Annotated in this window: 22 protein-coding genes; 14 read left to right on the forward strand and 8 right to left on the reverse strand. The window is 44.2% G+C overall.

Going from position 1 to position 24,770, the window contains the following annotated elements; all coding sequences use genetic code 11:
* Window positions 1-104: 104 nt before the first annotated feature.
* Window positions 105-2,168 (reverse strand): methionine--tRNA ligase, encoded by a 2,064-nt coding sequence (gene metG, locus AAGA51_RS04415; protein ID WP_042486181.1) that lies wholly within the window; start codon window positions 2,166-2,168, stop codon window positions 105-107.
* A 159-nt stretch (window positions 2,169-2,327) separates the two neighbouring features.
* Here metG and apbC point away from each other — a divergent pair, with 159 nt between their 5' ends.
* From apbC to AAGA51_RS04430, 3 genes are all read left to right on the forward strand, one after another.
* On the forward strand, window positions 2,328-3,401 hold the full coding sequence (gene apbC, locus AAGA51_RS04420) for an iron-sulfur cluster carrier protein ApbC (RefSeq protein WP_042486179.1): 1,074 nt from the start codon (window positions 2,328-2,330) through the stop codon (window positions 3,399-3,401).
* A 208-nt stretch (window positions 3,402-3,609) separates the two neighbouring features.
* Window positions 3,610-4,251, forward strand: a complete 642-nt coding sequence (gene udk, locus AAGA51_RS04425; protein WP_042486176.1) for a uridine kinase — start codon at window positions 3,610-3,612, stop codon at window positions 4,249-4,251.
* A gap of 160 nt (window positions 4,252-4,411) precedes the next feature.
* Window positions 4,412-6,553 carry an AsmA family protein gene (locus AAGA51_RS04430; RefSeq protein WP_042486174.1) on the forward strand — a complete coding sequence of 714 codons (2,142 nt, stop codon included), beginning with the start codon at window positions 4,412-4,414 and terminating at the stop codon, window positions 6,551-6,553.
* Window positions 6,554-6,639: 86 nt separating this feature from the next.
* Here AAGA51_RS04430 and cobO read toward each other — a convergent pair whose 3' ends face one another.
* The gene (cobO, locus tag AAGA51_RS04435) at window positions 6,640-7,245 is read right to left on the reverse strand and encodes a cob(I)yrinic acid a,c-diamide adenosyltransferase (RefSeq protein WP_042486171.1); all 606 of its coding nucleotides are present in this window, start codon (window positions 7,243-7,245) and stop codon (window positions 6,640-6,642) included.
* An 85-nt stretch (window positions 7,246-7,330) separates the two neighbouring features.
* On the opposite strand from cobO, the gene AAGA51_RS04440 reads away from it, so the two are divergent.
* Complete coding sequence (locus tag AAGA51_RS04440) at window positions 7,331-7,798, forward strand: low molecular weight protein-tyrosine-phosphatase (RefSeq protein WP_042486168.1); 468 nt, start codon at window positions 7,331-7,333, stop codon at window positions 7,796-7,798.
* A 47-nt stretch (window positions 7,799-7,845) separates the two neighbouring features.
* Here the strand turns inward: AAGA51_RS04440 and AAGA51_RS04445 are convergent, their stop codons facing one another.
* From AAGA51_RS04445 to AAGA51_RS04460, 4 genes are all read right to left on the reverse strand, one after another.
* Window positions 7,846-9,126 (reverse strand): outer membrane protein transport protein, encoded by a 1,281-nt coding sequence (locus AAGA51_RS04445; protein WP_042486264.1) that lies wholly within the window; start codon window positions 9,124-9,126, stop codon window positions 7,846-7,848.
* A gap of 303 nt (window positions 9,127-9,429) precedes the next feature.
* On the reverse strand, window positions 9,430-10,674 hold the full coding sequence (locus AAGA51_RS04450; RefSeq protein WP_042486165.1) for an outer membrane protein transport protein: 1,245 nt from the start codon (window positions 10,672-10,674) through the stop codon (window positions 9,430-9,432).
* 242 nt (window positions 10,675-10,916) lie between these two features.
* Window positions 10,917-11,642: a DUF3379 family protein gene (locus tag AAGA51_RS04455; protein WP_042486162.1), complete on the reverse strand. Its 726-nt coding sequence runs from the start codon at window positions 11,640-11,642 to the stop codon at window positions 10,917-10,919.
* Window positions 11,635-12,198 (reverse strand): sigma-70 family RNA polymerase sigma factor, encoded by a 564-nt coding sequence (locus AAGA51_RS04460; protein WP_042486160.1) that lies wholly within the window; start codon window positions 12,196-12,198, stop codon window positions 11,635-11,637. Before AAGA51_RS04460 ends, AAGA51_RS04455 begins: the two co-directional genes overlap by 8 nt.
* A gap of 643 nt (window positions 12,199-12,841) precedes the next feature.
* Here AAGA51_RS04460 and fadI point away from each other — a divergent pair.
* The 3 genes from fadI (at window position 12,842) to AAGA51_RS04475 (ending at window position 16,995) form a co-directional block, all read left to right on the forward strand.
* Entirely contained in the window at window positions 12,842-14,149 is a 1,308-nt protein-coding gene (fadI, locus tag AAGA51_RS04465) for an acetyl-CoA C-acyltransferase FadI (protein ID WP_042486261.1), read from the forward strand.
* Window positions 14,149-16,272 (forward strand): fatty acid oxidation complex subunit alpha FadJ, encoded by a 2,124-nt coding sequence (fadJ, locus tag AAGA51_RS04470; protein ID WP_042486157.1) that lies wholly within the window; start codon window positions 14,149-14,151, stop codon window positions 16,270-16,272. Before fadI ends, fadJ begins: the two co-directional genes overlap by 1 nt.
* A gap of 174 nt (window positions 16,273-16,446) precedes the next feature.
* Window positions 16,447-16,995 carry an NAD(P)H nitroreductase gene (locus AAGA51_RS04475; RefSeq protein WP_042486154.1) on the forward strand — a complete coding sequence of 183 codons (549 nt, stop codon included), beginning with the start codon at window positions 16,447-16,449 and terminating at the stop codon, window positions 16,993-16,995.
* Window positions 16,996-17,061: 66 nt separating this feature from the next.
* Here the strand turns inward: AAGA51_RS04475 and AAGA51_RS04480 are convergent, their stop codons facing one another.
* The gene (locus AAGA51_RS04480) at window positions 17,062-17,937 is read right to left on the reverse strand and encodes a LysR family transcriptional regulator (RefSeq protein ID WP_042486152.1); all 876 of its coding nucleotides are present in this window, start codon (window positions 17,935-17,937) and stop codon (window positions 17,062-17,064) included.
* 237 nt (window positions 17,938-18,174) lie between these two features.
* On the opposite strand from AAGA51_RS04480, the gene AAGA51_RS04485 reads away from it, so the two are divergent.
* The 7 genes from AAGA51_RS04485 to recR all read left to right on the forward strand — a co-directional run bounded on the left by AAGA51_RS04485 (window position 18,175) and on the right by recR (window position 23,978).
* Window positions 18,175-19,278 (forward strand): response regulator, encoded by a 1,104-nt coding sequence (locus AAGA51_RS04485; protein WP_042486149.1) that lies wholly within the window; start codon window positions 18,175-18,177, stop codon window positions 19,276-19,278.
* 211 nt (window positions 19,279-19,489) lie between these two features.
* Window positions 19,490-19,621 (forward strand): hypothetical protein, encoded by a 132-nt coding sequence (locus tag AAGA51_RS04490; RefSeq protein WP_102940142.1) that lies wholly within the window; start codon window positions 19,490-19,492, stop codon window positions 19,619-19,621.
* A 57-nt stretch (window positions 19,622-19,678) separates the two neighbouring features.
* The gene (locus AAGA51_RS04495; RefSeq protein WP_425304592.1) at window positions 19,679-20,032 is read left to right on the forward strand and encodes a YbaN family protein; all 354 of its coding nucleotides are present in this window, start codon (window positions 19,679-19,681) and stop codon (window positions 20,030-20,032) included.
* A 139-nt stretch (window positions 20,033-20,171) separates the two neighbouring features.
* The gene (gene apt, locus AAGA51_RS04500; protein ID WP_042486144.1) at window positions 20,172-20,717 is read left to right on the forward strand and encodes an adenine phosphoribosyltransferase; all 546 of its coding nucleotides are present in this window, start codon (window positions 20,172-20,174) and stop codon (window positions 20,715-20,717) included.
* An 89-nt stretch (window positions 20,718-20,806) separates the two neighbouring features.
* Window positions 20,807-22,951 carry a DNA polymerase III subunit gamma/tau gene (gene dnaX / locus AAGA51_RS04505; RefSeq protein WP_042486142.1) on the forward strand — a complete coding sequence of 715 codons (2,145 nt, stop codon included), beginning with the start codon at window positions 20,807-20,809 and terminating at the stop codon, window positions 22,949-22,951.
* Window positions 22,952-23,031: 80 nt separating this feature from the next.
* Window positions 23,032-23,361, forward strand: a complete 330-nt coding sequence (locus tag AAGA51_RS04510) for a YbaB/EbfC family nucleoid-associated protein (RefSeq protein WP_042486139.1) — start codon at window positions 23,032-23,034, stop codon at window positions 23,359-23,361.
* 14 nt (window positions 23,362-23,375) lie between these two features.
* Window positions 23,376-23,978, forward strand: a complete 603-nt coding sequence (gene recR / locus AAGA51_RS04515; RefSeq protein ID WP_042486136.1) for a recombination mediator RecR — start codon at window positions 23,376-23,378, stop codon at window positions 23,976-23,978.
* Window positions 23,979-24,031: 53 nt separating this feature from the next.
* Here recR and aqpZ read toward each other — a convergent pair whose 3' ends face one another.
* Window positions 24,032-24,733: an aquaporin Z gene (aqpZ, locus tag AAGA51_RS04520; RefSeq protein ID WP_042486134.1), complete on the reverse strand. Its 702-nt coding sequence runs from the start codon at window positions 24,731-24,733 to the stop codon at window positions 24,032-24,034.
* Window positions 24,734-24,770 lie beyond the last annotated feature (37 nt).

Below are 24,770 nucleotides of genomic sequence, written 5' to 3' on the forward strand. Positions count from 1 at the left end.
TCGCACCATTGAAGTGCAAATTGAACTAAAAGTGTGAGCTGGTTCATAAAAAAGCCCCAGCGCTTATCACGTTGGGGCTTTCTTAAAGCTGATTTTCTGAGTGATTACAGAACACGCATGCCAGGCTGAGCGCCTTCGTGTGGTTCAAGAATCCATAGTTCGCTGCCACCAGGGCCAGCCGCTAGGATCATGCCTTCAGACATACCGAACTTCATCTTACGAGGTTTAAGGTTTGCAACAACAACCGTTAGTTTACCCACTAAGTCTTCTGGTTTGTAAGCGGCTTTGATGCCTGAGAATACTTGGCGCATTTCACCACCGATATCCAATTGGAATTTCAGTAGTTTGTCTGCTTTTGGCACAGCTTCGCATGAAACGATTTTAGCAATACGCAGGTCAACTTTTGCAAAGTCATCAAATTCGATTTCTTCTGCAATTGGATCTTTGCTTAACTCTGTCGCTTGCGCAGCTTCCGCTTTTTGTTTCGCAGCGACTTCAGCGGCTGCATCTTCTTTCGATGCTTCAATCATCGCTTCGATGTTCTTAGGATCGATACGGTTGAACAGTGCCTTAAACGCTGTGATTTCATGGCTAGTTAGCGGAGTAGCGATACCTTCCCAAGTTAATTCTTGGTTTAGGAACGCTTCTGTGCGCGCTGCTAGCTCAGGCATGACAGGTTTCAGATACGTCATCAGAACGCGGAACAGGTTGATACCGACTGAACAGATATCTTGCAGTTCTTGATCTTGGCCTTCTTGTTTTGCTACGACCCAAGGTGCTTTTTCATCTACGTATTGGTTTGCTTTGTCTGCCAGTGCCGTGATTTCACGAATCGCACGACCAAACTCGCGAGCTTCAAATTGCTCTGCGATACGGTCAGCGGCTGCTACGAACTCGTTATAAAGTTCTGGTTCTACAAAGTTGTCTGAAAGCTTGCCATCAAAACGCTTAGCGATGAAACCCGCATTACGAGAAGCAAGGTTAACGATTTTGTTAACTACATCAGCGTTTACACGTTGAGTAAAGTCTTCAAGGTTCAGGTCTAGGTCATCGATACGGCTGTTTAGCTTCGCAGCGTAATAGTAACGCAGACACTCAGGATCTAAATGCTCTAGGTAAGTACTTGCTTTGATGAAAGTACCTTTAGATTTAGACATCTTAGCGCCGTTAACAGTTACGTAGCCGTGAACGAAAACGTTGTTAGGTTTACGGAAACCAGAACCTTCCAGCATCGCTGGCCAGAATAGGCTGTGGAAGTAAACAATGTCTTTACCGATGAAGTGGTAAAGTTCTGTCTTACTGTCTTTGTTCCAGTATTCATCGAAATCTAGGTCATCACGTTTGTTACATAGGTTTTTGAATGAACCCATGTAGCCGATTGGTGCGTCTAGCCAAACGTAGAAGAACTTGTCTTTTTCGCCCGGGATTTCAAAACCGAAGTAAGGTGCATCGCGTGAGATATCCCACTGTTGCAGACCAGACTCAAACCACTCTTGCATCTTGTTTGCTGTTTCAGCTTGAAGAGAACCAGAACGAGTCCACTCTTTTAGCATGCTTTCAAACTGAGGCAGGTCGAAGAAGAAGTGCTCAGAATCTTTCATGATTGGCGTAGCGCCAGAAACTGCAGATTTCGGATTGATTAGCTCTGTTGGGCTGTATGTCTCACCACATGCATCACAGTTGTCGCCGTATTGGTCTTCTGACTTACACTTAGGGCAAGTACCTTTTACGAAACGGTCTGGCAAGAACATCTCTTTCTCAGGATCGAAAAGCTGAGAAATGGTACGGCTAGAGATAAAGCCATTCTTTTTCAGTTCTAGATAGATATGTGAAGCCAGCTCACGGTTCTCTTCTGAGTGAGTGCTGTGGTAGTTATCAAAGCTGATATCAAAGCCAGCGAAGTCTTTTTGGTGCTCTTCACTAACAGCGGCGATCATCTCTTCTGGTGTCATACCCATCTGTTGAGCTTTAAGCATAATTGGCGTGCCGTGGGCATCGTCAGCACAGATGAAGTTTACAGTGTTGCCGCGTAGACGCTGGTAGCGAACCCAGATGTCAGCTTGGATATGTTCAAGCATGTGACCTAAGTGGATTGAACCGTTAGCGTAAGGAAGGGCACAAGTTACCAGCAATTTCCTTGCGGTAGAGAGTCTTGGATCGTTTGCCATACTTAATATTCGCTTTCTTGATAGGTATAAAAATTTTGATGGGTAATACTACCCCATGAGCCATCTAACTCCAAGGTGTCAAAGGTGTGATTGCCTTAGTTTTTTCGGGGTTCTGTACAGGCTTAGCTGGTGGTAGCATAGGGTTAACAAGGAGGACCTATGCGTCAATTCAGTTCAAAGCAAGATTTTTGTGATTGGTTAAACCAATTTCAGCATCCTTTTCTTATTCAAGATTGGGCTTCGCAACCAAATATTGTTTCTGTGGAAGCTCAAGGCTTTAAGATAACACTCCCTTTTGCCGCACTCTCTTTGCCTGAAGAACTTTCAAGCTGGATTGCACAACAGCAGCAGTCTGGTGAAGTGCCTTCTTTCCACTATGAGGTTGTTGTTAGCCCTAAAGCTCTGGAGACTCACGTCGCTTCAGAAGTGCGTGGTGTGAAAAACATTATTGCCGTGACATCAGCAAAAGGCGGGGTGGGTAAGTCAACCACGGCGGTCAACCTTGCATTAGCGATTGCAAAATGTGGTGCGAAAGTTGGTTTGCTCGATGCCGATATTTATGGCCCTTCAGTGCCTATGATGCTGGGGCAGTTGGATGCAAAACCAGAAGTTCGTGACAACAAATGGATGCAACCGATATCTGCGCATGGCATTTACACTCATTCAATTGGTTATCTGGTGGATAAATCAGACGCGACTATCTGGCGTGGTCCAATGGCATCAAAAGCATTGGCTCAGCTTCTTACTGAGACAGAATGGCCTGAACTGGATTATCTGGTTATTGATATGCCACCGGGTACGGGTGACATCCAGTTGACGCTTTCTCAGCAAATACCAGTGACCGGAGCACTTATCGTCACGACGCCTCAAGATCTGGCGTTGGCGGATGCTCGTAAAGGTGCGGCAATGTTTGAGAAAGTGGATGTGTCGGTGATTGGCATGGTCGAGAACATGAGCTATCACATCTGTAGTCATTGTGGTGAGAAAGAACATATCTTTGGTCATGGTGGAGCACAGGCGCTGGCGAATGAATTTGGATTGTCACTGCTTGCTCAAATTCCGCTCCACATCAGCATGCGCGAAGATATTGATGCTGGTAAACCAACGGTCGCCGCTCGCCCAGACAGTGAGCATGCCGCCGTTTATATTCAACTGGCTGAACGTGTTTGCGCTTCGATGTACTGGCAAGGAAAGGTGAAACCAGAGTCAATCATGTTTACCATGGTTGAGTAAGTTTGATCATTTTCTGAGATTTAAAAGACGATCGAAATGAATGGTCACTGAGTCAGAGTAGATGTAATCGTTTACTCTGACTTTTTATTGTTCAACATCAGAAATTACTGTCATTTAACGTTAATGCAAACTGGTATAACCCTTTTGAACTCCCTATAATCAGGCGGTTTAACTTAATTCCCAAAATACACGTATCGAGTGCACATACATGTCTGATAATAATCAATGCGTCATCGTTGGTATCGCCGGCGCATCAGCTTCTGGTAAAAGTCTTATAGCCAGCACAATTTACAATGAACTGAGTGCGAAAGTTGGTGACCACCAAATAGGTGTGATTACGGAAGATTGCTATTACAAAGACCAAAGCCATCTGAGCATGGAAGAGCGTGTTAAAACGAATTACGATCACCCAAGTGCATTGGATCATGATTTACTGTGTGAACACTTAACACAGTTGATGAACGGTCACGCTGTTGAAGTACCAGAGTATAGCTACACAGAGCATACTCGTACCGCTAACACCACCACAATGACACCTAAGAAAGTCATCATTTTAGAAGGTATTCTGCTGCTGACTGACCCACGTCTACGTGAGCTTATGCAAGTAACGGTATTTATGGATACTCCATTAGATATCTGTTTGCTGCGCCGCGTGAAGCGTGATGTAGAAGATCGTGGTCGCACAATGGATTCAGTGCTGAAGCAATATCAAAAAACGGTTCGTCCTATGTTCCTCCAGTTTATTGAACCGTCAAAACAATATGCTGACATCATCGTACCTCGTGGCGGTAAAAACCGTATCGCGATCGATGTGTTAAAAGCACACATTGCGAAATTGCTAAAATCGTAATTTTGACTAATGCTTGGCATTAGCCGACTTTATTTTTTAACTGAAAAGTGGCACTTTAAGTGTCACTTTTTTTATATCTATATCATTGATTAATTGATTAATTGATTGAAAATCATCGGTTAATCGCAGGTGTTGATGTTTTCAAGCAAGGATTAAACAGATGAAAAAACTGTTGCTCTTGGTTGCTGTACTTGTGGTCGTCGTTTTAGGCGCAGTTGCAGCACTTGTTTTATTCGTGAACCCAAACCAGTTCAAGCCTTTAATTGTTGAACAAACGAAGAAACAAACCGGATTAGATTTAATGATTGAAGGCGACATTGGCTGGAAATTCTTCCCTTCAATTGGCTTTGAAATTGGCAAAACCGAACTGAAAAACCCACAGGGATTCACTAACCCAAATATGTTCAAAGTGGACAACGTTGGGGTGGATGTCTCCGTGATGCCTCTGTTGGATAAACAACTCGTTATTGGCAATGTTCAGCTTGATGGTGCTGAAATTTATTTAGAAACATTGAAAGATGGTCGAACGAATTTAGACAGTTTGACTAAAGCGAAAACCTCACAAGAAGTTGCTGACACTCAAGCACCAGCAGAAAGCAAAAGTCCCTCTCCAACTCCAGAGCAAACCAGCGGTGTTCAGGATTGGACAATTCAACTGGCTGGCGTCACTGTCAACAATGCGTTGTTGAATATTCAGGATCGTAAAGCAGGAACGCAAACCAAACTCTACGATGTTCAGTTAAAAGTGGATGAGTTCGAAGCAGAGAAGTGGACCTTAGTGAGCTTCGCTGCAAAAGGGCGCAATGAGCAGCAAAAAAACAATCCGCAGAACTTTGCAGCTTCAGGGAATGCAGAAGTCAAACTGTCGAGTGATTTTGCGCAATATGCGTTACGCAATATCAACGTGGACGCGAGCTTTAGCGACCAAGCAAACAACATTGAGTCTGCAAAGTTAGCGTTGGTAACATTCGATTTTGATAAGCCAAATGCGCTAGAGTTTTCTGTAAAAGGTAAAGCTGCAGATATGATGTTAGAGGCGAAAGGCTCTAGCTCACTGGTGGTGAATAAAGAGATCACAAAAGTAGCGGCAAACGGATTTACTCTGGAAGCAAATCTGCAGGGCGCAGCTTTACCTCAGTCACCGATGAAGGTTGGCATGCAATCGGATATTGCTTTTGATATCAGCAAAAGCACGCTCAATGTTGTTCTTGCGAAGTTAACGGCTAACGCATTGCAGTTTGACGGTAAACTCGATGTGGCGTTGGCGGATATCCCGAAAGTAAGATTTAGCCTGCATAGCCCAGATATTGATGTAGATGCCTTCCTTGGTAACGAGAAAGCGGCTTCAGCAAGTTCTTCAGAAACGGCTTCTGAGAAACCAGTGTCGACAGAGACCAAACCCGCTAGTACAAGCAAACAAGAGGTGGAGCCGGATCTATCTGCACTGCAAACACTCGACGTTGCCGGCGACATCACTATTGATAAGCTAAAAGCGAACAATGCGAAAATGCAGAACGTGAAAGCGGATGTTGTCGTGAACCGAGGTTTGGTGACACTGAAATCTTTTACTGCCAACTTGTATCAAGGATCAGTATCAGCAACAGCCCTAGTGGATACCAGAAAAACACCTGCCACTTATACGGTGAAGAAATCAGTTAAAGGTGTGAAGGTACAACCTATGCTGATGGATGTGCTTGATAACGATATGCTTGAAGGCACAGGTAATATAGAAGTTAACGCACAGGGTAAAAGCTTAACGCCTACAGGTATCCAAAAGAACCTTGTCGGTACAGTTGCAATCAACTTCGCCGATGGCGCTGTTAATGGTATCAACGTTGCACACTTGTTACGTACTAACTACGCCAAAATAACGGGTGGAGATGTCACTGAAGCTGACCATGTTAAGAAAACCGATTTCAGTGCGATGACAGCGACGCTCAAGCTTGATAAGGGTAATATCACGACCGATGATCTGCATATGCAGTCACCAGCTCTTCGCATCAGAGGGCAGGGTAAAGCGAACTACTTAGATGAAACGGTAGACTTTACACTCAGCACTTCAGTGGTGGGTTCGTTGAAAGGTCAAGGCGGTAAAGACGTTGATGAGCTGCGCGATGTGACTATTCCGGTCAACATCTCAGGTAAATGGTCTGAGCCTAAATACAAACTTGTGTTTGATGATGTACTCAAACAGAAAGCGAAAAAAGAAGTAGATCGAGGTATCGAGAAATTGAGTGACAAGATCAAGGACGAAGATACTAAGAAAGCGGTTGATAGCTTACTGAAAGGTCTGTTTAACTAGCTTGATTCCTCTAATAAACAAAAAAGCGAGTGGGTGTAATCTCCGCTCGCTTTCTTTTTATGATGAAAATGACTTCAACTAGATATTTACCAGTCGATACCTTGCAGAGCTTTAACTCCTGCTTCAAATGCGTGCTTGGTATTTTTGACTTCGGAAACGGTGTCGGCCATTTCAATTAAGGTTCGGTGTGCTGCGCGGCCAGTAATAATGACAGACTGCATATGTGGACGCTGGCTTAGTGCTTCAACCACTTCGTCTAACTCAATGTAGCCGTAGTTGACCATGTAAGTCAGTTCGTCGAATAAAATGACATCGATAGATTCATCTTTCAGCATTCGCTTACACTCTTGCCAAACAAGTTGCGCCGCAGCTGTGTCGCTTTCTTTATTCTGAGTATCCCAAGTGAACCCAGTCGCCATAACTTGGAATTCAACGCCTAACTTTTCAAGCAAGTTTCGTTCGCCATTATCCCAAGTTCCTTTAATGAACTGGGCTACGGCACATTTTTTGTTGTGTCCAACGGCGCGGGCAATAGTGCCAAAACCGGACGTAGACTTACCCTTACCATTACCAGTAATAACCAACAATAACCCCTTCACTTCCTGAGCGGCTGCGACTCGAGCATCTACCTGTTCTTTTACTTTTTGCTGGCGAGCTTTGTGGCGCTCTTGTTTAACGTCATCATTGGACATGACAATTCCTTTTTCAATCTGATTATTGTGACTATGATAACTTAATGAAGCGTTGGCAAACACAGATCAAAAACAAGGAATTACAATGACAAAAATTTTAGTGGTTTGCATGGGGAATATTTGTCGTTCACCAACCGGAGAAGCTGTCTTAAGAAGTAAGGCAGAGCAATTAGGTATCGATGTTGAAGTGGATTCAGCAGGCACGATTGGTTATCACCAAGGTGCGTTACCTGATAAGCGAGCGAGAGCCGCTGGAGAGCGGAGAGGTTATTCATTTTCTGGGATGTTAGCTCGCAAAGTAACAAAAAGAGATTTTGAGGATTTTGACTACATATTGGCAGCCGATCATGAGAATTTGGAAGATCTTATGCTCATGTGTCCAAAGCAATTGCAGTACAAGTTGTCGTTATTCTTGAGCCACGGAGAATCGAACTATGAAGAGATTCCCGATCCGTATTACGGCGGAGATCAAGGCTTTGAGTTGGTATTGGATTTAGTAGAAGAAGCCAGTGAACAGTTTCTATTGTTCCTAAAAGAAAGAGGCCAGTGGTAAGCACTGGCCTAATTAAGTAAGCAAATAGCTCCTAGAAACAATAGCTTTTAGAAACGGTAGCTCGCTTGAACACCTAGCAACCAAACACTACCAGTAGTTTGACCTGTGAATTGTCCACCTACTTTCTGAGCTGAGTTATCTGACTCATAACCACGAGATTCTTTGATTGAAGCATCTTTAGCTACGATATAAGTAAAGCCCGCATCAACAGTGAACTGTTCGGTAACGTCGTAGCCAGCACCAATGCTTAACCAGATACGGTCCGTTTCTGGAATCGTAATAGTTCGGTTTTGGTCATTAACCGCGCCCATGTCGTAAGCCACACCGCTACGTAGAGCAAGCTTTGAATCTAACTGGTAAGTCGCGCCGAGAGCGAAACGGTAGTTATCTTCCCAGTTTTCCTCTTTAACCATAACAGTTTTAAGTTTGTCTAACTGTGCTTCAAGTTTTTCAAAGCTGCTCCAGTCAGTCCAGTTGATACTGCCGTGTAAGGCAATTTTATCTGTTACTTGGTGGAAGCTGGCAATTTCGGCTGTTGCAGGCATGGTAAGAACCATGTATCCCTTATCATTGAATACAGTTGTGCCAGTGAAAATTTTTGCTGTACCAGAGAGCTTAAGATCCACTTCTGATTTATAGGTTAAACCAACGCGGTTACTCGGGTTGATTTGCCATGCAGCACCAGCTTGCCAGCCCCATGCGGTATCTTCACCTTCCATATATTTTAGAGTGGTGCCTTGGGGTAAAGAGTAGGCATTACTTGTAGGAGCTTTCGCACCGAAGTGACCTTCGCCGATAACGTAACGAACACCACCACCGATGCTGACAGCGTCAGTCAGTTGATAACCAAGGTTGGCATTCGCTTCCATGGTTTTTACCATCGCTTCATCACCGAAGTGACTGGCTGCGAAGTTAGAACCGAGTTCAGTCTCCATACCATAGTTTGTGCCTAGAGCAAGGCCGGCAACTAACTTGTCATTGATTTGGTGAGAAAGATAAAAGTTAGGAATAACAGCATCGTTCGCGTAATCATTCGATTCAACACGTGTCGTTGTGTTGTTAAAAGACACATCACCATGTACATCAACATTTGGGTTTACATAAATAGCGCCCGTTGAAACTTGAGTACCCTTTAGGTAAGTAAGCATTGCAGGGTTGCGCCATTGTGCGCTGGCATTATCTGCCATAGCGGCTTCACCTGCGTAGGCGCGGCCTAGGCCAGTTGCCGAGTATTCGGCAAGTTGAAAACCTGCAGCATGAGAAAGAGTTGGTACGCTAGCCAAACTAGCAGCCACCGCTAGAGTAAGGAGAGTCTTATTTGTTTTCATTTTGATTTTATGTTCGCTGAAATTTGGAAAAACTGAACGGTAAAGTCTAAGAACTAAAATCAGCCATGAAAAATGAAAACCAGCTTTTAATTGATATACAAAATAAAATGCCAAAATTTATGTTTATAAAAAACATCTGACTGCTTTGTTTTCTCCATGAATGTATTTTCAGCGTACACGTGTAGGGGTTAAGGAGGGTTTTAAGACACAGCTGTGCGCTTAAAATAAAAAAGTTTATTCGGAAAGATGTAAAAAGGGCTGGTAAACCAGCCCTTTAGCGATTGTGTTGTTTCTAACTAAGAATTAGAAAGAACGGCTGTATTGTAAGCCTACTAAGATTGCATCAGCACGAGTAGTTGCGGATACACTTGTGCCTAAGCTAGCAACTGATTCGTTTACTTGTGTATCTTCACCAATTAGGTAGGTGAAGCCAAAGTCAACGTTTGATGCTTGGTCAATTTCGTAAGTGAAACCAGCAGATAACCACTGACGATCAGAATCTGGCACTGAGATTGACGTTAGCTTATCTTGTGCACTTGTGTCATACATATAACCTGCGCGAAGCGTCCAGTCTTTGTTCAAGTAGTATGTGCCACCCAGAGAATAGTGCCAGCCATCTTGCCATTGATACTGTTTATCATATGACGTACCAACAAGTGAGTTTTGAAGATTACGCATTTCAATTTTATCGAATGCACTCCAGCCAATCCATTGCACACTGTAATGAACGGCAAAAGATGTATCTTCAATCTTGTGGAAACCAGAGAACTCTGCAATATCAGGCAATGGAAGAGTAATTTCTTGACCTTTGTCGTCTTTTGCTGTGAATTCAGGGCTGTAGTGGTAGCCAAAACCAAAGCGGTTGTTTTCATCTAGTTCGTAAACTGTACCTAAATTGAAACCGACAGCCCAACCGTCAGCTTTATCAACGTTTACAAGCGGAGTCCCTTGCTTGACTGTGTTACTTGTTTTTAGAGCAATCAGTGCACTAGTAGAGCGTTTGAATGTTCCTTGGCCGTAGATAAGATCTAAGCCAGCGCCAAAGCTAAGTTGTTCAGTTAAACGGTACGAACCAGCTAGGCCGAAGTTAAAGCTTTTAACATCAGTTAAGCCTCCATACTCAGATGCTGTGTAGTTATCTGAGAACTCTGTTTTGGTACCAAAGTTAGTGTAAGCATTCACACCCCAAGCAAACTTGTCGTTTACCGGAACAACTAGGTGAATATTTGGAGCAATTGATGTGCCGCCAACATCATCGGTATCATCAACAGATACTGCTCCTGCGTAGGTAGCATCTTTTACTTCGATCATGGTAGTAATCGACTCGAAACCTAGAGAAAGTTCCATTTTGTCGAATAGTGCCATCGCTGCAGGGTTACGCGCCATCACTGAAGCGTTATCTGCGATTACGGCATCACCAGCAAATGCACGGCCTAGGCCCGTTGCTGATTGAGCGTTGAGCTGGAAGCCAGCAGCCATTGCTTGCTGCGTAGCTAGTGTTACTGTTACTGCTAATAGTGAACGTTTAAACAGACGCGTCTTGTTCATGTGTTTTTCCTTTTTTGTATAGCCTCTAGTGGGCTTTTTTGAGCAATTGCTCAGTTGGGGCTGATCCTAGTACCTAGTCTACAATATAGAAATCCGACCATTGTCTAATTGGACGAGAAAATTGCAGAAATGGTGGATAACTGACATGAATTTGTAAGAAATAATGATTTATTAGAGTTTTAACTCTATTAAAAATGCAATAAGCCCACATTATTTGTGAGCTTATTGTTTATTCAGGTTGGCTATTTCTGAGGGCGAAGTAAAGGAAGAAGATTGTCTGCAATTTTACGTATGTTTTCGCCACTATTACCGACGATAATCAGACTTTTATCGCCGACTGACTCGACCATTCCGGACATTCCATCTTTATCAAAGTGTCCATTGATGTCGCTCTGAACACCTGCGAGAAACAAGGTAACTTTGCCACTATCGCCTTGGAAAACCATATGCAGAGCGTTAGATTTGCCAAATCCACAGTGATTTAGGTAATAAACATGGTACGGGAAGTTCTCGGTAAACTTATAGGCAAAAGGTTGTAACTTTGCATTGATCTGTCTAGAGCTGACTTGTTCGTCAATGTTAGATACAAAGCCTTCTTCATCGACCACATGTTTAATGGCGATATCTACCAAACTTGCTTGTGCTGGTGGAACGATAAGTTTCCCCCAGTTGACCTGTCCTACGATTAAGCCAAATACAAAAGCGATAGATGCTGCCATTGCCATTGCTCTACGAGCAAAGTTAACGGTAGTGACATTATCATCCGCGTGTGAACTTTGATTGAACAAAATTCTGTCGGCTAACCCTTCGGGCACATCAACTTTCATAGCATCAGCGATTTGTGCGTCGAGCTTTAACACATCATCTAAGAACTTTTGGTTAGCCTCTTTGGATAATGCACCAGCGTATTCGCTGTTTTTCTGTTTCGGTTCCGACATGACGCGGCGGCGAAATTCTAAATCATCCATTTTGCTGCCCTCTAAAGTTTTCGGAAGAATCCAACATTTCTTTTAATTGATTACGAGCTCGGAAAAGACGAGTCATAACGGTATTTTGATTGAGTTCGAGAATCTCGCTTATCTCTTCACCGCTAAAACCGCCAATGATCTGTAAGAACAGCGGTTCGCGATACTCATCTTCCAATTTCATGATCTGTTTTTGCAACCATTCTCTCTGGTGGTGAGCATCGTCTGAAACCTTTGCTTCATTTCCGTGTGTCTCAATATCAACTAAATCAAACTGTTTGCGCTCAAAGCGGCGTGCATTCTCTCGCCTCAGTATGGTAATGAGCCAAGACTTAGCGGCTTTTTCATCTTGCAAGCTTTCGAGTGATTTCCAAGCTCGTAAGCAAGTTTCTTGCACCAAATCTTCGGCCACACTTTGGTCTTTGCATAACCAATAAGCGTAGCGATAGAGATCGGTGTGATAAGCACGCACAAGCGCTTCGTATTTTCTTTGTCTATCCATACCGTTATTGACCGGATGGTTAGCCGATTTCTTTCCAAATATTTTAATTATTGACACTCGAGTCTCCGGTGGCTTCGTAGTGTGATATTTCAATTCATTCCAAATTCGAAACTAAGGTGAGCACTTAGCAACTGAAATGGGTATTCAGGCTCTTTTGGGTAACGATGTTTTCGCATTGATGTGGAAAATTATGCTCAAAACAACTTTTCAGCGAAATTAATTTCGATCTGCTCAATAAATCACATTAAAATTGATCTATTTCAAAATCTGTTGCTCAGGAGCAGTTATAGTTGTTCACGTCATCTAGTTAGTCCTTGTGACTAGCATGTTGAGCAAGATGACACTTCCTTTTGAAGGCTGACTTTACTTTCTCCTAATCAGGAAACTGATTATTTTCAATTGGCGTAAGTTAATTGTTTTACTATATATTCCGACCACACAGATTTGTGTGGTTTTTTTTTGCTTTCAATTCCTCTTTTTGAAAATATTTATTTCCTTTCTTTCTTCAATCACTTCTCTCTCAATCACCTTTAAATCATTCAAGACAAGCTGATATAAAGGTTAGCAGAGCTTAAGCAGGAATACTTGTTTCGCTGCTGATATCACGTTTTCTAAACGCTTGTTTGATTGTATTAACAATCCCGTTACAATGAGCAGGTCAGACCTCTTATTCTAAGGAAAAGTAATGGGTAAACAGATAATGGGCAAACAGGAAGTCAAAACGCGTTCGGGTGAACGTGTCGCTATCGTCGCAGGTCTAAGAACCCCTTTTGCACGCCAAAGTACAGAGTTCAGCCAAGTTCCCGCTGTTGATCTTGGAAAGATGGTGGTAAGTGAATTACTTGCTCGTACGAATATCGATCCCAAGTTGATCGAACAGGTTGTGTTTGGGCAAGTTGTTCAAATGCCAGCTGCGCCAAATATTGCGCGAGAAATTGTACTTGGCACCGGTATGGATATTAATACGGATGCTTACAGTGTGACGCGAGCATGTGCAACCAGCTTTCAATCAGCAGTGAACGTTGCAGAAAGCATTATGGCTGGCACGATCGACATCGGTATTGCGGGTGGTGCGGATTCTTCATCGGTACTGCCAATTGGCGTTTCAAGAAATTTAGCAGCGAGTTTATTGGCTTTAAGTAAAACCAAAACAATCGGCCAAAAACTCAAAGTACTGAAATCACTATCGCTCAAAGATTTAATGCCTGTACCGCCAGCCGTTGCGGAGTATTCAACTGGGCTTTCCATGGGACAAACCGCCGAGCAAATGGCAAAAACCCACGGGATTTCTCGCGCTGATCAAGATGCATTGGCACATCGCTCACATACACTCGCTTCAACTGCTTGGAGTGAAGGCAAAATTCAGGGCGAAGTAATGACAGCATTTCCTGAACCTTATAGAAAGTGGATCGAACAAGACAACAACATTCGCCATGATTCGACTCTAGAAGGATACGCCAAATTGCGCCCTGCCTTTGACCGTCAATATGGCACAGTAACCGCAGCCAACAGTACTCCTCTTACTGACGGCGCAGCAGCCATTATCTTGATGCGTGAAGGTAAAGCGAAAGAGTTGGGGCTGGAGATTATGGGTTACATCCGTTCTTACGCGTTTTCCGCTATTGGTGTTCAACAAGACATGCTTATGGGGCCATCTCACGCAACGCCTATCGCTTTAGACAGAGCTGGCATTACGCTTTCGGATCTTACTTTGATTGATATGCACGAAGCTTTTGCTGCTCAGACTTTGGCGAATTTGAAAATGTTTGCCAGCGATAAGTTTGCCCAAGAAGTGTTGGGGCGTAGCCAAGCGATTGGTGAAGTGGACATGGATAAATTTAACGTGCTTGGTGGATCCATTGCCTATGGTCACCCATTTGCGGCGACAGGTGCACGGATGATCACTCAAACACTTCGAGAGTTAAAACGTCGTGGTGGTGGTCTTGCATTGAATACGGCGTGTGCCGCGGGCGGACTGGGTGCAGCTATGATTTTGGAGGTTGAGTAATGAGTGAGTCGAAAGCGTTCCATCTTAGAATTGATGAAGACAGTATTGCTTGGCTTGCCATCGATGTTCCGGGAGAGAAAATGAATACTCTGCAATCTGCGTTTGCCGCGGAAATGCAAGAGGTGTTCACGGAACTGAATCAGTCAAAGAATCAAGTAAAAGGTCTGATCATCCACTCTTTGAAGCCAGACAACTTTATTGCTGGCGCCGATGTTCGAATGTTGGATTCTTGCACTTCTGCAAAAGAAGCGCAGGAGTTGGCGACCCAAGGTCAACAGATGTTCCAGCAACTGTCGGATCTCCCATTTCCTGTTATCGCTGCGATTCATGGCCCATGTTTAGGTGGCGGTTTAGAGCTTGCTTTAGCGTGTGATTACCGTGTGTGTAGCGATGATGACAAGACACGTTTGGGCCTGCCAGAAGTGATGTTGGGTTTACTTCCAGGATCTGGCGGTACACAACGTTTGCCTCGACTGATTGGCTTACTGCCATCACTAGATCTGATTCTTACAGGTAAACAATTACGTGCAGCGAAAGCGAAAAAGCTAGGTGTTGTTGATGCTTGCGTGCCAAACAGTGTTTTGTTGGATGTTGCAAAGCGTTTTGTGAATGAGAAGAGTAAAAAACGCAGCAAAGGCAAACTGACGACGAAAGAAAGACTGATTTCGCGAACTCAGTTTGGCCGTAAGTTTGTATTCGAACAGGCGTCTAAGAAGACAGAACAAAAGACGCGCGGTAACTATCCTGCGGCTAAAGCGATATTGGAAGTGATTCAATTTGGCTTAGAAAAAGGCATGAAAGCAGGGCTTCAGTTAGAAGCGGAAAGATTTGGTGAGTTAGTGATGACGTCCGAATCGAAAGCTCTGCGTTCTATCTTCTTTGCGACTACAGAAATGAAGAAAGAAAACGGTAGCGATGCTGAGCCAAGAAAAGTCGAGCGAGTGGGTGTATTAGGTGGCGGTTTGATGGGTGCGGGTATCAGCCACGTCAGCGCATCAAAAGCTAAAGTGCCAGTTCGCATTAAAGATGTCTCGAATGACGGAGTGCTCAATGCACTCAAATACAACTACGGATTGTTCGAGAAGCAGCGTAAGCGCCGTATTCTGAGCAAAGCTCAGGTTCAGCACGAGATGATGAAGTTGTCTGGAGGCACTGACTTTACCGCGTTCAACTTGACTGATGTGGTGATAGAAGCGGTGTTTGAAGACTTGGAGCTCAAACAATCCATGGTTTCAGACATTGAAACTCATGCTAAGCCAACAACAATTTTTGCGACCAATACATCCTCATTGCCGATTCATCAAATCGCTGAAAAAGCAGCTCGCCCTGAAAATGTGGTTGGTTTGCATTACTTCAGCCCGGTTGAAAAGATGCCTTTGGTTGAGGTGATACCGCATGCAACTACTTCTGATGAAACAGTATCAACTGTAGTGGCACTTGCTCGCAAACAGGGTAAGACACCGATTGTCGTTAAAGATAAAGCAGGCTTTTACGTTAACCGTATTCTTGCTCCTTATATGAATGAGTCAGCACAAATTCTAATGGCAGGTGTGCCGATAGAAGAGATTGATACTGCGCTGCTAAACGCAGGGTTTCCTGTCGGACCTATTACCTTGTTGGATGAAGTCGGTATCGATATTGGCGCGAAAATTATGCCGATATTGGTTAAAGAACTTGGCCCTCGTTTCCAAGGTCCAGAGGTTTTCGACAAGTTGCTTAACGACAGCCGTAAAGGTCGTAAGTCTGGCAAAGGCTTCTATATCTATAAAGGCAGTAAGAAAAAAGAAGTCGATAAATCAGTCTATAAGCTACTGAATTTGAAACCAGAGTCTCATCTCAGTGAGAGTGAAATATCATTGCGCTGCATGCTGCCGATGTTAAATGAAGCAGTACGCTGTTTAGATGAAGGCATCATTCGCAGTCCAAGAGATGGTGATATTGGCGCTATATTCGGCATTGGTTTCCCTCCGTTTTTAGGTGGACCTTTCCGCTATATGGACCATATCGGTCTTCCTAAGCTGGTGGAAATGATGAATAAGCATGCCGAAAAATATGGCGACAGATTTGCGCCTTGTGATGGTTTGCTAACTCGCGCAGGAATTGGTGAGACTTTTTATTCATAACGTCTTCTATCTATAGACCTTCTATTTATAAGAAGGAAAAACAACGTCGGCGAAGCAAAAACAGAAAGTGAGGTGAAAACCTCACTTTTTGCATTGATGAGAATAAAAATTTCTATGCTAGGATTGGTTTAAATTTATATCTTCAACAAATTAAGCACTTAAGAAGGACTTATCATGGATGCTCTTGAACTGCTGCTCAATCGCCGCTCTATGGCCAAGCTTGTTGCTCCGGCTCCGGAAGGCAAAGCTTTGGAAAATATTATCCGTGCTGGGTTACGAGCACCGGATCACGCAAACCTCACACCTTGGCGTTTTGTGATCGCGCAGGGCAGTGGTCTTCATAAACTTTCGGAAGTGTTGGTTAAAGCCGCGATTGCTGACAACAACGATGAAGCCGCAGTCACTAAGATGAAAAACGCACCTTTTCGAGCTCCTATGGTAATTACTGTGATTGCCAAAGTGACGCCGCATGAAAAAGTGCCTGCGTTTGAACAGCACTTGTCTGCGGGTTGCGCTGTGCAAGCGATGCAAATGGCTGCAGTTGCACAAGGGTTTCAGGGAATATGGCGTTCAGGCAATCTAATGTTCCATCCTGAAGTGCGAAGCGCTTTTGGTTTGCAAGGGGAAGATCACGTAGTCGGTTTCCTTTATCTGGGGACTCCAGAAGGGAGTGCGATGAAAGTGCCTGAGCGTGAACTCAGTAAGTTTGTCGAGTTTCTTTAATCTTTAATGGCAGAAAGTAGAGATAAGCAAAAAGGGCCGAATGGCCCTTTTTTTAATGAAATTGTTTTAATGCAAGTGGTAGGCGATAACAAAATCGATAAAGAGACGCACTTTTTCTGGAAGGTGGTCTTTATGGTTATACAGCATATAGATATCGCGCGGATTCGCACTCCACTGGTCAAGTACTCGAACTAGACTGCCTTCGGCAATGTATTCGGTAATCATGACGTTCGGCATCAGGGTAATACCTAACCCCTCAGAGCAAGCAATACGAACCACATCTAGAGTGTTGGCTTGGAAGCGACCTTTATCTAAGTTGATAACCGTTTCGCCTTCCGTGTTGGTGAGCTGCCATTTCAGTAAAGGATGGCCTTTAAGCAGTGAATGTCGGCTCAGCTCTTCCGCATGTTTAGGTGCAGGGTTCTTAGCTAAATAAGTCGGGCTTGCGACCAAAATATCTTTCACTTCACTGATTTTACGAGCAATTAAGCTTGAGTCGCGTTGCGGACCAATTCTGAAAATAACATCCCACTCCGTTGGGTCTAGTTGGTCTGCTTGATTGCTAGTCGTCAGTTCAATATTAATTTCTGGGTACTGCTTCATAAACTCATTGAACATCGGCATCATCAAACGCTTAGTCAGGTTTGAAGGTGAAGAGATCTTAAGTTTGCCAGATGCGCCACGGCACTCATCAGTGATCTCTTCCGCCATTGAAGCCAAACGGTGTAAGAGAGGAGAGCAATCTTTGAAGAAACGTTCCCCTGCTTCTGTAAGAGAGAGTTTACGAGCGTGGCGATTAAGAAGTCTCAAGTTCAATGAGTCTTCGAGTGCTTGAATGCGTCGAGTGATCGTAGCAACTGGAATCATCGTTTTGCGAGAAGTTGCCGTGTAACTTCCATTCTCGACCACCAGTCGAAAGAGATTTAGATCGTCTAGTTTCATTTTTCCTGACACATTATTTTACGAATTTGCTTAACTTATACGGATATCTGAAAGCAAAGGTTGAGTCATGTCAACTTGTTTGACGATTTTGAGACATTGCGTACATATAGTATGCAACTAGACCTGAAAGTGGAATATTTGTATAAATCCTTTTTACTGACTACTTTTTAAATAACGAATTCACCTGCTTTGAAGTCAACGTCATTGCATATAACAAACGCATAGTGGGGTTAGGCTATGTACAAAACTCATCCACGTATGGATCCGCAACCGATGGCGGAGTCTGTACACAAGAAGCTAATCATGTTGGTTGATGATGACCCCATTTTTAGACGTATTACGAGTGGCTATTTGTCGGCACAGGGTTATGAAGTGATGGAGGCCGAGAATGGTTTGGATGGACTTAGAAAGCTAAGAACCGTTGAGCCTGATTTGGTCCTGTGTGACTTGTCTATGCCTGTGTTAGACGGCATAGAGTTTGTGGAAGAAGTCAGTTTAGAGTACCCATCGCTACCATTGATCGTTGTTTCAGCAACTGATGAAATGTCGGATGTGGCAAAAGCCTTACGTTATGGGATTAAAGATTTTCTGGCGAAGCCGATTGGTAACCATGCTCACTTAGGTTGTGCAATAGAAAGCACTTTAGAAGATTCCAACAACCACATTGTTGACCAACGTGATTTTTCCAGCCAATGGTTCCGTGTTGACGGCGGTGGCGATGTGCCCGAAGAGCAAGAGTTGCATTGGCATCTGGACTTTCTACGTTCAAACCCAAATGCAGCCCGTGATTTGTTGCACGCTTTGCTGCCTGAAAACGACACTTCACAGGGTGTATGGAAGTGCAGTTATCGCCTTCTTCAATCGACGGATACAATGCCGTTAGTCTTTGACTATGCGTGGCTGATGAATGGTCAGTTTGCTTTCTATTTGGTTGATTCGGCAACGAACGATGAAGACAACGTTGCCAGTACATTATTGGTGAGAGCACTATTTCATGACTACCTGCGTAACCTGCGCAGTTTCAGCGCGGATCTCAAAGACTTGGCTGACATTTTGGAAAAAGGGCTAGAGTGCTCGCCTTGCGCGCAACCAGTGTCGGCACTATTTGGTTTGGCTGACTTAACGGACGGCACACTGTCCATTTTGCCCGCAGGGTTAGATAGCCAGTGGTCAAATGGTTACATGACGCAACATATTTCTGCTGGTGTGAATCTTGGTGAAAATTGCATGAAAAATTTTATTACCAAAGATCTTCTGATTCACGGAGGATGCCAGCTTTCTTTGGGTAAGATTGGGGTAAGTAGTTTTTCTCTTGATATTCATCGTGGTGCCGAAGCATAAGGCTTCGGCACTTACACTTAGTAATTTCAGTTTACACTTATACATAGTGTGAGCCTTGTATCTGCCTGCCAATAACCACACAATTACTCTGTGTTTAAGTTGAATTGTTTAAGGTATAGTCTGCGCCGAAAACAATGATGCATCAATTCGTTTACTTGTCATTAACGAGATGCAATAACAAGACTCAACACACAAGCTCAGAGACGTACCCATGGCAGATAAAGATTTTAAAGAACCATATAACGTTTTATATTTTTTAGGTTTTATTGCAGCCCTATTGATCCCAACGCTTCCAGCAACATTAACTTGGATTCGCGTATTTAGTGGATACGAGGGTTTCTAACTATTCAGAGGTTTCACCATCAGTATTCGTCGCTACACATATAATATTGTTGGTGCTGTGAGTGTATGCCTAGGCATTCTGGGCATCATCCTTCCTTTGCTACCAACCACACCATTTATCCTGTTAGCCAGTGCTTGCTTTGTCAGAGGAAGCCCACGCTTTCACACTTGGTTGCATCAACACGCCTTATTCGGCCCCATTTTAGAAAATTGGCATCAGAATCGAGCGGTTTCCAGAAAAGTGAAGATTCGGGGAACCATATTTATCGTTGCCAGTTTTGCATTCTCTATCTGGTTTGTGCCTCATATTTGGTTAAAACTTCTACTGTTTTTTGGGCTTGTGGTATTGATCACTGGGTTTCAGCGCATACCTACCTACGAGCTGGTTGCTAACCAGCAAGAAAATCACTAGCATTAGCGGGAAGTGTGCCCACTCTTCTCGTAGTGGGCGTTTGTTTTTTCGGCGCTATGAAATATTAATTTAGGGTGTGCCGGAATTTTAATACCAGTACATAGATTCTTGTACTGAATGAACCGAAGTTAATTTAGTTATGACAACCGAAACTCTTTCACTGATCAAATCAAGCATCAAATCAATTCAAGACTATCCAAAGCCAGGAATCTTGTTCCGTGACGTAACGAGTCTGTTGGAAGATGCTCAAGCATATCAAGCAACTATTCAGTTATTGGTTGATAAGTACAAGGATATGGGATTTACCAAGGTTGTAGGTACAGAAGCTCGTGGTTTCCTTTTCGGTGCACCACTAGCTCTAGAACTAGGCGTAGGTTTTGTACCAGTGCGTAAGCCGGGTAAACTTCCTCGTCAAACCATCGCTCAATCTTATGAATTGGAATACGGTACAGATGTACTGGAAATTCATGTAGATGCTATTAAATCTGGCGACAAAGTACTTGTTGTTGATGACCTGCTAGCGACAGGCGGTACTATTGAAGCGACAACTCTTCTGATTCGCCAACTTGGCGGCGAAGTAGAACACGCAGCATTTGTTATCAACCTACCAGAAATTGGTGGTGACAAGCGTTTAGAAGGTTTAGGCTTAAACGTTTACAGCATTTGTGAATTTGAAGGCCACTAATACCTTTTCAGTTGTCGGACAGTTTGGTTTCTAACAGTCCAGTGGCTGAATAGACTAATTAGGTATAAACATCTACAACGGAAGGTTTCATGAGTTATCTTGCCTTAGCGCGTAAATGGCGTCCTACCAAGTTTAAAGAAGTGGTAGGGCAGGCCCATGTATTAACAGCTTTAGAAAATGCTTTGGCTCACAATCAACTACATCATGCGTACCTGTTCAGTGGTACTCGTGGTGTAGGTAAAACGACGATTGGACGACTTTTTGCGAAAGGGCTCAATTGCGAAACAGGTATCACATCAACGCCTTGTGGCGAGTGTGCAACCTGTAAAGAAATTGACCAAGGACGTTTTGTTGATTTACTAGAAATCGATGCGGCGTCGCGCACCAAAGTTGAAGATACTCGTGAGCTTCTCGATAACGTTCAGTATAAGCCAGCGCGTGGTCGCTTTAAGGTTTATCTGATAGACGAAGTTCACATGCTGTCGCGCCACAGTTTCAATGCATTATTGAAAACGTTGGAAGAACCGCCTGAGTATGTGAAATTCCTGCTTGCGACCACCGATCCTCAGAAGCTGCCGATGACGATTTTATCTCGTTGTCTTCAGTTTCATCTAAAGCCGATCAGTATCGAAAATATCCAGCAACAACTTGAGCATGTTCTTACTGAAGAAAGTGTCGCATTTGAGCACAAGGCGTTAGGTCTGATTGCTCATGCCGCTGATGGCAGTATGCGTGACGCGTTAAGCTTAACCGATCAGGCGATTGCGCTGGGTAACAATCATGTGGGCAACGATATTGTGTCGCACATGTTAGGTACACTTGATACTGACCAAGCGCTGCACCTGTTGCAATCAATCAGCTCCAAACAGCCACAAATGGTGATGGAGTCTATTGAGACATTTGCACAGAATGGCGTTGAATGGGATGGACTGCTTCAGCAGTTAGCGAGCCAATTGCATCGTGTCGCCATGTTTCAGGCACTACCTGCAAGCTTAGATAAATCGGCTCCAGATGCTGAGAAAATTGAATGGTTAGCGAAGTCTCTGACACCTCAGGATGTTCAGCTTTACTATCAAATTGCGTTGAAAGGAAGATCTGACCTTGCTGCTTCGCCGACAGGTCGAATCGGTATGGAAATGATCGCTTTGAGAATGATGGCATTCAGACCATCTCAAGTGCCGTTGACCTCAGCAATATCGACGCAAAGTGAACCTACAACACCAGCAACAGTAGCTCAGCCAGCTGCTCAAGCAGCTGTAGCTCCGAGACCTCATGTCGCCCCTTCGGCTCCTGTAGCACCAAGTGCTCCGCAACATTCTGCGGCTCCGGCTCAAACTGTACCACAATCAGCGCCAGTTCAGAGTCAACCTACACAGAATCATGCCGAGCAATATAACGCGCCGCGTGATGTCCAACAGGCGCCGATGAATCCTGTTTCTCAGCCTGAACCTTATGTTCCAGCAGAAGAGCAAACTGTTGCAGAATCGCCTCAGCAAGAACGCAAAACATCTTCGCCTTTAACTGGGTTAAGACATCAGTTGCGTTCACAGCGTGAAGGTTTGAATCAGCAAGGAAATTCTGGTCAAGGAAACACAGGTCACGGCTCAAAAAAGTCTGAAGCGGCATCTGCAAAACCTACTTCGGTGTTAGAGCGAGTGGCACAACGTGCTCAGAACGCTTCGCCGATGTCGCCAGCGTATGAGAGCAACGAACCTGAAGATCAAGAAGCATATCAATGGCGTCCAACTCAGCCAGTTGCTGAAGTTGAAGTAAAAAAAGAACTGACACCGACTCAAATTAAAAAGTCTCTGGAGCATGAAAAAACACCAGAGATGACCGCTAAGCTCATTGATGAAGCTTGTGCTCAAAATGAATGGGCGAGTTTGATTCAAAGCTTAGAAACGGCGAAGCTTGTTGAGCAACTGGCGCTTAACTCTGTGTATAAGAAACAGGGTAATGTTATCGAGCTGCTATTGCGCTCCAGCCATGCTCACCTGAATACGGATAAAGCTCAAAGCGAGCTGCTACAAGCGCTTAACGCAAAATTAGGTGAAGAGTGTGTACTTTCGGTCTCTTTAGGCGAAGAAGGTGAAACACCGCTCGAACTGCGCGAAAGGCTGTACCAAGAGAAACTTTCTCATGCCATGAGCCAACTATCGACAGATCCTAATGTACAATTTATTGAGCGTCGCTTTAGCGCCGAACTTGATAAAGACAGCGTAAGACCAATTTAACCGAAACGGTGGGGTTGAGATTTTAATCTTTTATCCCCACTGTATGTGAAACAATCAAAGATAAAACCAGAGAGATAAAGATGTTTGGTAAAGGCGGAATGGGCAACTTAATGAAGCAAGCCCAACAAATGCAAGATCGCATGCAAAAGATGCAAGAAGAAATCGCAAACATGGAAATCACCGGTGAATCTGGTGCAGGTTTGGTAAAAGTTACAATCACTGGTAGCCACAGTGTTCGCCGTGTTGACATCGATGAAAGCTTGATGGAAGACGACAAAGAAATGCTGGAAGATTTGATTGCAGCTGCGTTTAACGATGCTGCTCGTCGTATTGAAGAAGCATCAAAAGAGAAAATGGCTGCAGTTACTGGCGGTATGCAACTACCACCAGGCATGAAGATGCCTTTCTAAAAAGTAGGTGATTGATGCGTACCAGTCATATGCTGGAGCATTTGATGGAGGCCTTACGTTGTCTGCCTGGGGTTGGTCCCAAGTCTGCCCAACGTATGGCCTTTCATTTGTTACAGCGCGACAGAAAAGGTGGGTTACTTCTCGCTGAAGCTCTTGGTCAGGCAATGGTGGATATTGGCCATTGCAGCCAATGCCGAACATTCACTGAAGAAGAAACTTGTCATATCTGTAACAATCCTAAACGTCAGGAAAACGGTCAACTTTGCGTGGTTGAAAGCCCGGCAGACATTGCTGCTTTAGAAGCAACAGGCCAGTTTTCGGGACGTTACTTTGTTTTGATGGGACACTTGTCCCCACTTGATGGCATAGGCCCAAGTGATATTGGATTAGATGTTCTGGATTTCCGTCTTCAAAAAGGCGGGATCAGCGAAGTTATTTTAGCAACCAACCCGACGGTAGAAGGCGAAGCGACAGCGCACTATATTGCTGAGCTATGCCGTGAACATCAAGTATCGGCAAGTCGTATTGCCCATGGTGTACCTGTTGGTGGTGAATTAGAGTTGGTTGATGGCACTACGTTGTCCCACTCTTTATTAGGTCGCCAAAGGCTTTCCTAAAATTCGCTTTAGCATCCAGAGCCGCTGCTTGTCACAGCGGCTTTTGTTTATCTTCAATCAATTTCTTTTATTTCGCCATCCACAATCTTATAGACAATCGCTCCGATCATTCCGCCCACAATAGGCGCTACCCAGAACAGCCACAATTGCGACATCGCCCAGTCACCGACAAAAACAGCCACGCCAGTGCTTCGAGCTGGATTAACTGAAGTATTCGTTACCGGAATACTGATTAAGTGAATAAGGGTCAGACACAAGCCGATAGCAATAGGTGCAAAACCTTTCGGGACTCTAGCGTCCGTGGCACCCATGATGACAAATAAAAAGACGCCCGTCATAACCAGCTCGCTCACTAGAGCAGCCATGAAAGAGTATCCTCCGGGAGAGTGCTCGCCATAACCATTGCTTGCAAACCCTGACGCACCAATGTCAAAACCGGCTTGACCAGTTGCGATGACATACAACACGCCGCCAGCTATAACACCACCAATTACTTGGGCAAGAACATAAGGGAGAATATCTTTACTTTCAAATCGACCACCAGCCCATAAACCAAAGGTAACAGCAGGGTTTAGGTGACAACCTGAGATATGACCAATGGCATATGCCATGGTGAGAACCGTTAAACCAAAAGCGAGTGATACGCCTAGCAAGCCAATGCCGACATCGGGAAACCCAGCAGCTAAAACTGCGCTGCCACACCCCCCGAGAACCAACCAAAATGTACCTACTAGCTCTGCGAGATATTTCTTCATAGTCACATTCCTATATGTAACAAAGACACATCTGAAG

The organism is Vibrio diazotrophicus (assembly GCF_038452265.1).
GTDB lineage: Bacteria > Pseudomonadota > Gammaproteobacteria > Enterobacterales > Vibrionaceae > Vibrio > Vibrio diazotrophicus.

What these genes read in the sequence shown, in the direction of transcription:
- metG (WP_042486181.1), bottom strand. Translation starts at nt 2,168, where the DNA reads ATGGCAAACGATCCAAGACTCTCTACCGCAAGGAAATTGCTGGTAACT.
- apbC (WP_042486179.1), top strand. Translation starts at nt 2,328, where the DNA reads ATGCGTCAATTCAGTTCAAAGCAAGATTTTTGTGATTGGTTAAACCAA.
- udk (WP_042486176.1), top strand. Translation starts at nt 3,610, where the DNA reads ATGTCTGATAATAATCAATGCGTCATCGTTGGTATCGCCGGCGCATCA.
- AAGA51_RS04430 (WP_042486174.1), top strand. Translation starts at nt 4,412, where the DNA reads ATGAAAAAACTGTTGCTCTTGGTTGCTGTACTTGTGGTCGTCGTTTTA.
- cobO (WP_042486171.1), bottom strand. Translation starts at nt 7,245, where the DNA reads ATGTCCAATGATGACGTTAAACAAGAGCGCCACAAAGCTCGCCAGCAA.
- AAGA51_RS04440 (WP_042486168.1), top strand. Translation starts at nt 7,331, where the DNA reads ATGACAAAAATTTTAGTGGTTTGCATGGGGAATATTTGTCGTTCACCA.
- AAGA51_RS04445 (WP_042486264.1), bottom strand. Translation starts at nt 9,126, where the DNA reads ATGAAAACAAATAAGACTCTCCTTACTCTAGCGGTGGCTGCTAGTTTG.
- AAGA51_RS04450 (WP_042486165.1), bottom strand. Translation starts at nt 10,674, where the DNA reads ATGAACAAGACGCGTCTGTTTAAACGTTCACTATTAGCAGTAACAGTA.
- AAGA51_RS04455 (WP_042486162.1), bottom strand. Translation starts at nt 11,642, where the DNA reads ATGGATGATTTAGAATTTCGCCGCCGCGTCATGTCGGAACCGAAACAG.
- fadI (WP_042486261.1), top strand. Translation starts at nt 12,842, where the DNA reads ATGGGCAAACAGGAAGTCAAAACGCGTTCGGGTGAACGTGTCGCTATC.
- fadJ (WP_042486157.1), top strand. Translation starts at nt 14,149, where the DNA reads ATGAGTGAGTCGAAAGCGTTCCATCTTAGAATTGATGAAGACAGTATT.
- AAGA51_RS04475 (WP_042486154.1), top strand. Translation starts at nt 16,447, where the DNA reads ATGGATGCTCTTGAACTGCTGCTCAATCGCCGCTCTATGGCCAAGCTT.
- AAGA51_RS04480 (WP_042486152.1), bottom strand. Translation starts at nt 17,937, where the DNA reads ATGAAACTAGACGATCTAAATCTCTTTCGACTGGTGGTCGAGAATGGA.
- AAGA51_RS04485 (WP_042486149.1), top strand. Translation starts at nt 18,175, where the DNA reads ATGTACAAAACTCATCCACGTATGGATCCGCAACCGATGGCGGAGTCT.
- AAGA51_RS04490 (WP_102940142.1), top strand. Translation starts at nt 19,490, where the DNA reads ATGGCAGATAAAGATTTTAAAGAACCATATAACGTTTTATATTTTTTA.
- apt (WP_042486144.1), top strand. Translation starts at nt 20,172, where the DNA reads ATGACAACCGAAACTCTTTCACTGATCAAATCAAGCATCAAATCAATT.
- dnaX (WP_042486142.1), top strand. Translation starts at nt 20,807, where the DNA reads ATGAGTTATCTTGCCTTAGCGCGTAAATGGCGTCCTACCAAGTTTAAA.
- AAGA51_RS04510 (WP_042486139.1), top strand. Translation starts at nt 23,032, where the DNA reads ATGTTTGGTAAAGGCGGAATGGGCAACTTAATGAAGCAAGCCCAACAA.
- recR (WP_042486136.1), top strand. Translation starts at nt 23,376, where the DNA reads ATGCGTACCAGTCATATGCTGGAGCATTTGATGGAGGCCTTACGTTGT.
- aqpZ (WP_042486134.1), bottom strand. Translation starts at nt 24,733, where the DNA reads ATGAAGAAATATCTCGCAGAGCTAGTAGGTACATTTTGGTTGGTTCTC.